General features: G+C 71.5%; 10 protein-coding genes. 5 read left to right on the forward strand and 5 right to left on the reverse strand.

Features of this window, described 5'->3' with window-relative positions:
* The 5 genes from D455_RS0113800 to D455_RS0113820 all read left to right on the forward strand — a co-directional run.
* A partial coding sequence (locus D455_RS0113800; RefSeq protein WP_017571304.1) for an inositol monophosphatase family protein occupies positions 1-336 on the forward strand: 336 nt, incomplete at its 5' end.
* Between the two features lie 53 nt (positions 337-389).
* Entirely contained in the window at positions 390-1,322 is a 933-nt protein-coding gene (cysD, locus tag D455_RS0113805) for a sulfate adenylyltransferase subunit CysD (RefSeq protein WP_017571305.1), read from the forward strand.
* A 198-nt stretch (positions 1,323-1,520) separates the two neighbouring features.
* Positions 1,521-2,789, forward strand: a complete 1,269-nt coding sequence (gene cysN / locus D455_RS0113810) for a sulfate adenylyltransferase subunit CysN (protein WP_017571306.1) — start codon at positions 1,521-1,523, stop codon at positions 2,787-2,789.
* 130 nt (positions 2,790-2,919) lie between these two features.
* On the forward strand, positions 2,920-3,810 hold the full coding sequence (locus D455_RS0113815; RefSeq protein ID WP_017571307.1) for a sulfotransferase: 891 nt from the start codon (positions 2,920-2,922) through the stop codon (positions 3,808-3,810).
* A 138-nt stretch (positions 3,811-3,948) separates the two neighbouring features.
* Positions 3,949-5,133 carry a glycoside hydrolase family 26 protein gene (locus tag D455_RS0113820; RefSeq protein ID WP_017571308.1) on the forward strand — a complete coding sequence of 395 codons (1,185 nt, stop codon included), beginning with the start codon at positions 3,949-3,951 and terminating at the stop codon, positions 5,131-5,133.
* 13 nt (positions 5,134-5,146) lie between these two features.
* Here the strand turns inward: D455_RS0113820 and D455_RS0113825 are convergent, their stop codons facing one another.
* The 5 genes from D455_RS0113825 to D455_RS0113845 all read right to left on the reverse strand — a co-directional run.
* Positions 5,147-5,740, reverse strand: coding sequence for a GNAT family N-acetyltransferase (locus D455_RS0113825; RefSeq protein WP_017571309.1), 594 nt, complete (start codon positions 5,738-5,740; stop codon positions 5,147-5,149).
* Positions 5,741-5,840: 100 nt separating this feature from the next.
* On the reverse strand, positions 5,841-7,631 hold the full coding sequence (locus D455_RS0113830) for a glycosyltransferase (protein ID WP_017571310.1): 1,791 nt from the start codon (positions 7,629-7,631) through the stop codon (positions 5,841-5,843).
* Positions 7,628-8,086 (reverse strand): glycosyltransferase family 28 protein, encoded by a 459-nt coding sequence (locus D455_RS0113835; RefSeq protein ID WP_026122611.1) that lies wholly within the window; start codon positions 8,084-8,086, stop codon positions 7,628-7,630. The genes D455_RS0113830 and D455_RS0113835 overlap by 4 nt, the downstream gene beginning before the upstream one ends.
* Positions 8,087-8,357: 271 nt before the next feature.
* The gene (locus D455_RS0113840; protein ID WP_017571312.1) at positions 8,358-10,097 is read right to left on the reverse strand and encodes a lipopolysaccharide biosynthesis protein; all 1,740 of its coding nucleotides are present in this window, start codon (positions 10,095-10,097) and stop codon (positions 8,358-8,360) included.
* Positions 10,067-10,871: sulfotransferase family protein (locus tag D455_RS0113845; protein WP_017571313.1), on the reverse strand; the 805-nt coding region annotated here is incomplete at its 5' end. The genes D455_RS0113840 and D455_RS0113845, both read right to left, overlap by 31 nt.

Consider the following 10,871-nt stretch of genomic DNA (forward strand, 5'->3'; position numbering starts at 1 on the left):
CCCGCGTTCGTCCAGCGGATGGCCACCCAGCTCGGCGCCGAGGTCATCCCGATGGGGTCGGCGGGCGCCAAGATCTGCGCGGTGATGCTGGGGATGGCGGACATCTACGTGCACGCGGGCGGCCAGTACGAGTGGGACAGCGCCGCGCCGGTGTCGGTCGCCCGTGCCTCGGGGCTGCACACCTCGCGGATCGACGGTTCGCCGCTGCGTTACAACAGGGAGGACCCGCTGCTCCCGGATGTCCTTGTATGTCGATCGGAATTGTCGGGTATGTTGTTGGCAAGCATCCGCGACGGCGCGGACCTGGACAGCGCGGGTCCACACGCGGGGGGCTGATGAGGACGAGACCCCTCCGCCGTTGGCCCCGTCGGTACTTCTAAGGCGGGTTCATGGGTCAGGTGAGTCAACAGGCGCCCGGACGCTACCAGCTCTCCCAGCTGGACGTTCTGGAGGCCGAGGCGATCTTCATCATGCGCGAGGTGGCCGCGGAGTTCGAGCGGCCGGTACTGCTCTTCTCCGGCGGAAAGGACTCGCTCGTCATGCTCCGCCTCGCGGAGAAGGCGTTCTGGCCCGGCGCCATCCCGTTCCCCGTCATGCACGTGGACACCGGCCACAACTTCCCCGAGGTCATCGAGTTCCGTGACCGCCGGGTCGCCGAGGCGGGGGTCCGCCTGGTCGTCGCCTCGGTGCAGGAGCAGATCGACGCGGGCAAGGTCACCGAACCCACCGGCCGCTGGGCCAGCCGCAACCGGCTCCAGACCTCCGCGCTGCTGGAGGCCATCGAGGAGCACGGGTTCGACGCGGCCTTCGGTGGCGCGCGCCGCGACGAGGAGAAGGCCCGGGCCAAGGAGCGGGTCTTCTCCTTCCGCGACGAGTTCGGCCAGTGGGACCCCAAGAACCAGCGGCCCGAGCTGTGGACCGTGTTCAACACCCGCATCGAGCGGGGAGAGCACATCCGGGTCTTCCCGATCTCCAACTGGACCGAGCTCGACGTGTGGGCCTACATCAAGCGGGAGCGGCTGGAGCTGCCCTCCATCTACTTCGCCCACGAACGCGAGGTCTTCGAACGCGACGGCATCCTGCTGGCGAACTCGCCCATCATCAACCGCGACGAGACCGAGGTCCCGTTCACCGAGACCGTCCGGTACCGGACCGTGGGCGACCTCACCTGCACCGGCGCGGTCAAGTCCACGGCCGTCGAGATCGACGACATCATCACCGAGATCGCCGCGACCCGGTTGACCGAACGGGGACAGACACGGGCCGACGACCGCGCCAGCGAGGCCGCCATGGAGGACCGCAAGCGCGAGGGCTACTTCTAGCCGTGCCGCCGCGCGTCCGCGTCGGGGACCGGGGCGTGAGCACCCGGTGCCTCCGCGTGGGAGCGGAACGTCCGGTGGCCCACGGCCCGGGGCAGGCCCCGGGAGAGCGCGCCTCCCCAACCCCCGTGGCGCTCGGACCCCGATGTCCGTCCCACCCGCCCATCGCAGATCACCCACTCCACATTGGACCCGGTAAGCATGAGTAACGACATCCTGCGGTTCGCGACGGCGGGTTCCGTCGACGACGGTAAGAGCACCCTGATCGGCCGACTGCTGTTCGACTCCAAGTCCATCTTCGAGGACCAGCTCGACGCGGTGGAGCGCACCAGCGTCGCGCGCGGCGAGGAACAGACGAACCTGGCACTGCTCACGGACGGCCTGCGCGCCGAGCGCGAGCAGGGGATCACCATCGACGTGGCGTACCGCTACTTCGCCACCCCCAAGCGCACCTTCATCATCGCCGACACCCCCGGGCACATCCAGTACACCCGGAACATGGTCACCGGCGCCTCCACGGCCGACCTCGCGATCATCCTGGTGGACGCGCGCAAGGGCCTCCAGGAGCAGAGCCGCCGCCACGCCTTCCTCACCACCCTGCTCCAGGTGCCGCACCTGGTGCTGGCGATCAACAAGATGGACCTGGTGGACTACTCCCAGGACCGCTTCGAGGAGATCAGGGCCGAGTTCGCCGACTTCGCCACCAAGCTGGACGTGTGCGACCTCACGTTCGTGCCCATCTCGGCACTGCACGGCGACAACGTGGTGAGCCGCTCGGAGAACATGCCCTGGTACACCGGGCCCTCCCTGCTCCACCACCTGGAGAACGTGCACATCGCCTCCGACCGCAACCTCATCGACGCGCGCTTCCCCGTGCAGTACGTGATCCGGCCGCACAGGTCGGACGACCCCGAGCTGCACGACTACCGGGGCTACGCGGGTCAGCTCGCGGGCGGTGTCCTCAAGCCGGGCGACGAGGTCACCCACCTGCCGTCCGGGCTGAACTCGCGGATCTCCAGGATCGTCACCGCGGACGGCGACGTCGCCGAGGCCTACTCGCCGATGTCGGTCACCCTCCTGCTGGAGGACGACATCGACATCTCCCGGGGCGACATGATCTGCCGCCCCAACAACGCGCCGACGGCCACGCAGGACCTGGAGGCGATGGTGTGCTGGATGACGGACACGCGCAAGCTCACGCCGCGTTCCAAGCTCATCCTCAAGCACACCACCCGTACCGCGAAGGTCATGGTCAAGGACCTGCGGTACCGGCTGGACGTGAACACGCTGCACCGGGACGAGCAGGCGGACCACCTGGCGCTGAACGAGATCGGCCGGGTGCGGCTGCGTTCCACCCAGCCCCTGTTCGTGGACGAGTACAACAAGAACCGTCAGACGGGCGGGTTCATCCTCATCGACGAGTCCACCAACGTCACGGTGGCCGCCGGGATGGTCGTCAAGGCCGACTGATCCCGCGGGGCCCGCGGCGCCGCCGCGGGCCCCGGACCGGGCGCCGTGTCACCGGACGACCATGGCCGATCACCGAAAGTAATAGCCTGGTCTCGTGGATGATGCGTATCGACTGGTCTTCGTGGGTGGAATGGGTCGGTCCGGCTCGACCCTGATCGAGCGGCTTCTCGGCGAGCTGCCCGGGTTCTGTTCGGTGGGCGAGATCGTGCACCTGTGGCGGCGCGGGCTGGTGGAGGACGAACGGTGCGGTTGCGGCCAGCCGTTCTCCGGCTGCGGTTTCTGGACCGACGTGGGCAGGGAGGCCTTCGGCGGCTGGAACCGCCTGGACGCGGGCGAGGTGCTGCGGCTCAAGGACGGCGTCGACCGCACCCGCTTCCTGCCGGTGCTGCTCAGCAGCGCGCGTGAGGGGCTGCTGGCCTCCCGCTGTGATCGCTACACCGAGCTCTACCACCGCCTGTACTCGGCGGTGTCCCTGGTCAGCGGTGCCCACGTGATCGTGGACGCCAGCAAGCACGCCTCCCTCGCCGCCTGTCTCCGCTGGCGTTTCGGGACCCGGATGCGCCTGCTGCACGTGGTGCGCGACCCGCGCGCGGTCGCCCATTCCTGGGCGCGGCGGGTGGCCCGTCCGGACGCCTCACCGGACAGCAGCGAACCGGAGATGGCCCGCTACTCGGCAGGTCGCGCGGCGGTGCAGTGGATGACCCAGAACGCCTGTTTCGACGCCCTGGCCCAGCGCGGTGTCCCGACCCTGCGTGTGCGCTACGAGGACTTCGTCGCCGACCCGGGCGGGGAGTTCTCCCGGATCGCCGAGTTCGCGGGGTACACGGGCACCCCGCTGGAGGTGGCCGAGGGGAGGGTGAGCCTGTCGGGGGGACACGCCGTGTCGGGCAACCCGATGCGGTTCGCGACGGGACGGGTCGGCGTACGGGCCGACCACGGGTGGCGCGAGGCGATGCCCTCGTGGCGGCGTCGTCTGGTGGCCGCCGTGACGGCACCCTCCCGGGGGCGTTACGGCTACTGAAGTCCGTTGACGTCCGTTTTGCCGGTTCAGGGACTGTTGTCTGCCCCAATTATGACCTATGGTGTCCATGTGAACACACTGAGTCATATTTTGGAGCACTAGGGGGAGTTTGCCGTGGACAGGGGACCGGTAAGGGCAATGGCGGCGACGGGCGCACTGACCCTCGTCCTGACACTGGTGGGGGCGGGGGACTCCCCGGCCGGAGGGGCCGCCACCCCGCGGCAACCCTCGGACCGGCCCACCGGCACCGACACGGACGCCCTCTTCCCGGGCACGCGCGGCACACAGGGTACGCAGGACCCGGAGGGCGGCGGGGAGCTGCCCCCCGGCGTTCAGGGACCCGACGGGGAACAGGACGCACAGGAGTCCGGACAGGAGTGCACGGTCTCGGAGATCCTGGAACCCTCCTGCGGGGTCTGGTGGGGGGCCAGCCCCTACCGGAACCGGATCGAACCGCTGGAGGAGGCGGTCGACCGCCGCATGGACATCGTCTACACCTGGCGCGGCATCGACCAGGCCCACATCCCCAACGAGCGGGAGAGGAGCCTGATCGCCGAGGGCCGGTTCGTGCACACGAACATCGAGGCGCGCCGGTTCGAGCGCCCCGGGCACCCGCCCGTCTCCTACCGGTCCATCATCGAGGGTGGGTTCGACGAGTCGCTGCGGTCGCAGGCCCGCACCATCGCGGAGCTGGAGGTGCCCTACTTCCTCACCTTCGACCACGAGGCCGACGCCAACAAGCGCTACGACAAGCGCGGCACGCCCGAGGAGTTCGTGCGTGCCTGGCGCCACATCGTGGACCTGTACCGAGAGGAGGGAGCGGACAACGCCATCTGGGTGTGGAACGTGACCGGCTGGAAGGGCAACTTCGACCGGCTCCCCGGCCTGTGGCCCGGCAACGACCACGTCGACTGGATCAGCTGGGAGGCGTACAACATGACCGGCTGCGACTTCCAACCGCACTGGGACGAGGTGTACTCCTTCGAGGAGGTGATGCGCCCGGCCTACGAGTGGTTCCAGAACGAGGGGCCCAAGCACGGTATCGACCCGGACAAGCCGGTGATGATCGGCGAGATGGGCACCACCCGGATCGGGCCGCGGGAGACCCTGGAGTGGTACGCCGAGATCCCCGACGTGCTGCGCCGCTACGAGCGTGTGCGCGCGGTCAAGGTGTGGGACGACCGGGTGTCCTCGGACTGCGACTTCCGTATCCGGGCCGACGAGTACGCCCAGCGCGGCTTCGAGATGGCCGGACAGGACCCGTACGTGTACCTGCCCGAGCGTGTGCGCCGCCTGGCCGAGTACGCCCGGGGCCGGGACTGAGCGGTACGGCCGGTCATCCGCCCACGGGCCGGAGCATGGACCAGGTGCGCGGGCCGCCCCCGGGCAGTTCGTACTCGGCGGTCACGCGGAAGCCCAGCGACCGGTACAGGCCCACGTTGTCCTCCGTCGACGTCTCCAGGAACGCCGGGACGCCCGCCGCGTCGGCCTCGCGCAGCCCCGCGCCGATCACCGCGCGTCCCAGGCCCCGGCCCCGGGACCCGGGGTCGACGCCGACGGTGCCGAGGAACCACACCGGTCCCTCCGGCCGATGCGGCTCCATGGCGGCCTCGGCCGAGGCGTAGGCCGGGGCGCGGTCGCCCGCCAGTTCGACGAGGCGGGGGAGCAGGGCCTCCATGGTCCTCGCGGCCCCCTCCTCGCTGTCGGCGCCGGGCACCGTCCACACGGACACCGCCCGGAGGTCGTCACTCACCCACACCCGCCCGTACGGGAGGCCGATCTCGGCCAGGAAGATCCGCTGGAACCGCCTCAGCCGGACCATGTGGTCGTCGGCGCTGATCGTGTGCCGGGTGAAGGGATAGTCCTCGAACGCGGCGGCCAGCGTGTCGGCGGCCCCCTCCACGTCGTCGGCGGTGGCCTCCCGGATCATGTGTGTTCCTCCGTCCGCCCGGGCCGCGGCCCGGGCGCGGAGGGCCCCGGGCCCCGTGGGTCCGTGAGTGGGCGCCGGAGGGCCCGGCGCGCTCCCGAGGTTACAGTCCCCTGCCGCGCAGGTGGAGCGCGCGCGTGATCCATCCGGAGGGCGTTCCGCACACCACCATCAGCGCCAGGTAGGCGCGGCCCTCGGCGGGGCGGTTGCGGATCGTGGTGGCGATCCACCGCAGCGCCGCCCGGCGGCGTCCGGACGCGGCCTCGGCGAAGGCGATCTGCCCGGCCACGCGCGCGTAGCCGCGCGGTACCAGGGCGAACTCGGGGTAGCGGTCCAGCAGCCAGCGCAGGGCGGTGGAGATGGTCCGCCAACGGCCGGAGAAGTGCGAACTACGGTGCCACAGCACCCGCACGCCCGGCTCGGGGATGTTGCGGATGGGGCCGCGCCTGGCCAGCCGGAGGAGGAGCTCGTAGTCCTCGGCGTAGCTTCCGGGGATCTCCTCGCTGACCGTTCCGCAGCCGCCGATCATGGCTCGGCGCCGGATCAGGAAGGTGGACGGGTGCAGCTCGGTCAGCCGCGATCCCAGCAGGTCACCGAAGGTGACGCGGGTGCGGTCCAGGCTGCGGACCGCCTCGACCCTGTCGTAGACCACCCGGATGCCACAGCACACCATCTCGGTGCCGGGTTCGTCGAGCATGACCCTGACCTGGGCCCGGAGCTTGTCGGGCAGCCAGGTGTCGTCGTCGTCGCAGAAGGCGACGAGGTCGCTGTCGGCGGCGAGCACGCCGGTGTTGCGGGCCCCGGCCAGCCCGGGGGTGAGCGTGTTGGTGACCACCCGCACGGGTCGGTCGCCGCCGGAGCGCGCCAGGAGGGGATCGGGTTGGTCGTTGTCGAAGACCACGATCGTGGTGAGGCGGCCGGGGTAGTCCTGTTCGGCGATGGCGCGCAGGGTGCGGCGCAGCAGTTCGGGCCGGTCCCGGGTGGGCACCACCACGGTCACCTCGGGCCAGGTCCGCGTGCCGTCGTCGGGCGGCGGGGCCGGGTCCGGAACCGGGGCGTGGACGCTGCGCGTGCCGGTGCCGGTGCCGGTGTCTGTGCCTGTGTCTGTGGTGTCGGCTGTGCCCGTGGTGGTTTCCGTGGCGGTGCTGTCCGTCATGGTCTTCCCGGAGGCGCGGACGGGAGCCCCGGTGGCTCTGGAGACCTCGGGAACCCCGGAGGTGTCGGAGGTTTCGGGAGCGCGCGCGGCGACGGGCTCCTTCGGCTCCCCGACCGTCTCCTGGGTGTCGATGAGCAGGTCGATGAGCTCCCCGGCGCGCAGCGCGGCCCGGACGGCGCCGTCGTCACGGCGTTCGCCGTCGGGTTCGCCGCCACGGTCGCCTCCGCGGACGTTGGCGCCCCCTCGGTCACCGTCCGGGGGGCGCACCCGGAAACCGTCGGGTGAGGCGAGCGCCCTGTCGATGAGGGCGGACAGCTGCTGGGGGCTGGAGCAGGCGCGTATCCGGCCCGCCTCCTCCAGCCGCCGGACGAACAGGAGCTGGTGGTCGTCGACGTGCTCGTCCAGTTCGGGATCGCGGGCGACGACGATGGGCAGGCGTCCGGCGTGGCGGGCCTGGACGATGGTGCCCGGTCCGCCGTGGGTGACGACCACCCGGGCCTCACGCATCCGCTCGCCGAGGTCCTCCCCGGACAGGAACGGGGTGCCCGCGGCCACCTCGGGCGGGGTGCTGTGCCCGTGCTGGACCAGGAAACGCAGGTCGCGGTGGCGCCGGGCGTAGTCGTCGATCCAGCGGACCAGCCTGTCGAAGGAGTGGTGGTCGGTGCCGAGGCTGACGACCACGTCGGGGTGGCCGCTGTCGTCGGGACGTGGGACGGAACGCGTGATCTGTTCGGTCAAAGCAGCGGTCCTACCGTGATGGCGGTCGGCATGAAGGCGCGCTGCTCCTCCCACTGGGCGAGGAACAGCCGGGTGAAGGGACGGCACAGGCGGGCGGTGAGGGTGGGCGTGTCGATGCGGTCGTAGACCTCGATGTAGACGGTCGGTATCCGCAGCAGCCACGCCAGGACGAAGAAGGGCAGCGCCACCCCGGCTCCGGTGGTGACGACGGCGCTGGGGCGCCTTTCCCGCAGGACGCGGACGGCCAACCAGGTGTTGCGCACGAGGTTGCCCGCGTGGCGGGTGGTGGGATGGAAGGCCCACCGGACGCGCTCGCCGTCCAGGACGGATTCGGCGTCCGGGGTCCGGAAGGTCACCCACACGCGTTCCCGGTCCCGCCACCAGGGGCGTAGGGAGCACAGTTGGGTGAGGTGCCCCCCACTGGAGGCCACCAGGAGAACCGGTCGTGGAGACATGAAGTCATCATTACATAACTCAGAGTAGTCAACGGGATGATCGCCGGAGAGGCGGAAAGTTCGGCCCCACGTCTCGGGAGGGTGGCCCTCCGGAGGCCCGAAGGGGCCTGGTGGACCTCCGCCCTCCCGGGCCGGGGTTCGCGGGAAGCGTTGTCCACAGCCCGGGTCCCGCTCTGGCGGGGCCGGTCCCGCCCACGGTTCACTGGGATACGGGGGGTCCCACGGGCCAGCCCACCCCGGCATGCCCTCCTGGCCGCTCCTCCTCGCCGATTCACCGGCGCGCGAGCCCCAGTGGACCACGCAGCGACCACACCGTCACCAGGTGCCCCGCCACACCCACGGCCACGGCCGTCACCAGCGCCGCGATCCCACCTCCCAGCACCGCCTCCAGCAACAGCGGCAGGGCGCCGAACCACGTCAGCGCGCTGGCGGTCGCGGCCAGCACCGGGCGGCTGAACGGATGCAGCACCACGTCAGACCTCAACTGCCACAGCGGGAGCAGTTTGCGCACCATCATCGCGGCCACCAGTGCCACGGCCGCCCCCGTCGCGCCCATCACGGGCACGAGCAGCACGCACACCAGCACGTTCGTCATCAGCGACGACACGTTGTTCAGCAGGTTCAGCCGGGTTCGCCCGGTCATCGCCAGGACCAGGTCGCTCATCCCCAGCACGGAGGCCAGCAACTGGCCCGCGCACACCACGGCCAGGGCGGCGGCCCCCTCGGCGTAGCCCGGCCCGAACAGCCGCATCAGCAGGGGAGAGAACACCAACGCCGACAGGTACAGCGGCCACGTCAGGCACACCAACCACGCCGCTCCCGCCTGGTACAGGGACCGGACCCCGGTGTGGTCACGCGTCGCCAACTGCTCGGCGAACCGCGGCTGGGCCGCGTACATCACCGCCTGCGTGCCGAACTGGCCGAGCACCATGATCCGCGTGGCCGCCGTGAACACCGCGGCGCCGGTCAGCCCGCCCAGGAGCGCCACCAGCACCACGCCGCCGCGCTGTACCCCCATCTGGGCGAACCCCGCCACCGCGCGGGGCAGCGCGAACGACCAGAACGTCCTCGCGTCCGCACGTTCCGCACCCGCCCGCTCCGCACCCGCCCGCTCCGCGTCCGGCCGTTCCGCGGTCTCCCGTCCCGCGTCCGCATGTTCCGAGCGCACCCGCTCAGCGTTCTCCGCCGCCACGGGGTTCCCGTCAGGCCCGGGCAGGTCTCCGGCTCCTTGAGCCCCAGCCGCCCCCGGGCAGTCTCCGGCCGCCCGGGACCCGGCGGCCACGGTGGCCTTCCCGGCTCCCACCAGGGCCCCTTCGGCCTCGGGAGCGGCCCGCCGTACGATCCGACCCAGCCAGAACCACGCCAGCACCGCCGCGGGCAGGTACGGCCCCGCCCAGGCCAGTGCCAACAGCCCCGACGCCCCGGTGGCCACCACCAGAGCCACCAGCACCAGCTGCGCCAGCGGGCGGCCCACCTTGTCCACCAGCACGGTTCCGGCCATGTCGTGGTGGGCCCGCGCCGCCGCCAGGGCGGTGTCGGTCAACACCGCGAACGGCAGGAACACCGCCAGCAACCGCAGGTAGACGTCCGCCCCATCGCCCTCCAGCGCGTCCGCGACCGGACCGGCGAACGCGAACAGCAGCGCCCCGAGCGCGCACGCCACCAGCAGGGCGGGGGTCACGGCCGTCCGCAGCAGCCGGGACACGTCCCCGGGCCCGACCCCGCCCCCGCTCCCGGACCCGCCGAGCACGCGCATCCGGGCGATGAAGTACACCAACCCGTCCGACGCGCCCAGGTTCGCCGCCACCGCGGTGATCAGGAACACCGACGTCGCCGAGAACAGCAACCCCGCGGTCTCCTGGGAGAACGCCCGCGTGATCGCCACGATCAGGGCCAGGTTCAGCCCGGCGCCGACCAGCGCCCCCGCCATGTTGACCACGCCGCCGCGCAGCACACGGCGCAGTCCCTCCGGTGAGGCGGTCACACGCACCACGACGGTGTCCGGCCCCACCAGGCCGCCAACCGGGTGTCGCTGTCGGCGAACCGCGCCGCCAGCTCCGCGCGCAACCCCTCGGGCATCGTCGCCCGTGCGCGCGCGTTGTGCTTCCCCGGCGCGACCCCGGGGCCGTCGGGCAGCCCCAGGAACCGCTCGATCCGCGACAGCGCCGCGGTCGTGCCGTCGAACAGGTCGGCGTGGTCGACCACGTGCATCCGGTCCCGTCCCAGGTGCTTCTCCATCCGCGTCAGCTGGTCCACGTAGTGCCCGCGCGCCACGTACCCGTGGTGCTGGTGGGAGTGCGAGCGGTACCCCGGATCGGCCGCGAGCCGCTCCTCCTCACCGGCCAGACGCCCCTCCTCCAGCTCCACGGCCCGTGCGAACGGCTCCGTCTCGAACCCGCGCGCGGTCTCGTGCGCGTGCGCCGAGTAGGCCCGCTCCACCGGGTCGCGCAGGATGACCACCACCCGCACGTCCGGCAGGTCGCGGCCGATCCGCTCGGCGGCGAGCGGATGGAACAGGTAGTACGGGCTGGACTCGACCACCCTCCGCCCCCGCAGCGTCGCGCGCAGCGGGAAGTACGACCGGTACCGGTTCAGGTCGCGGTGGTATCCGGTGTCGAAGAAGTGCACGCCCTTGCGCAGTGTGGGGCCGGTGACGGACGGGTGCTGACACAGCGACCTGAACAGCGACGTCGTGCCCGATCGCTGGGCACCGCAGATGAGGAAGTCGGGCAGCGCGCGGGCGTCGCCGGTGATCCGGCCCAGGCCGTCGGCGAGCGGCAGGAGC

The organism is Nocardiopsis halotolerans DSM 44410 (assembly GCF_000341065.1).
Taxonomy (GTDB): domain Bacteria; phylum Actinomycetota; class Actinomycetes; order Streptosporangiales; family Streptosporangiaceae; genus Nocardiopsis; species Nocardiopsis halotolerans.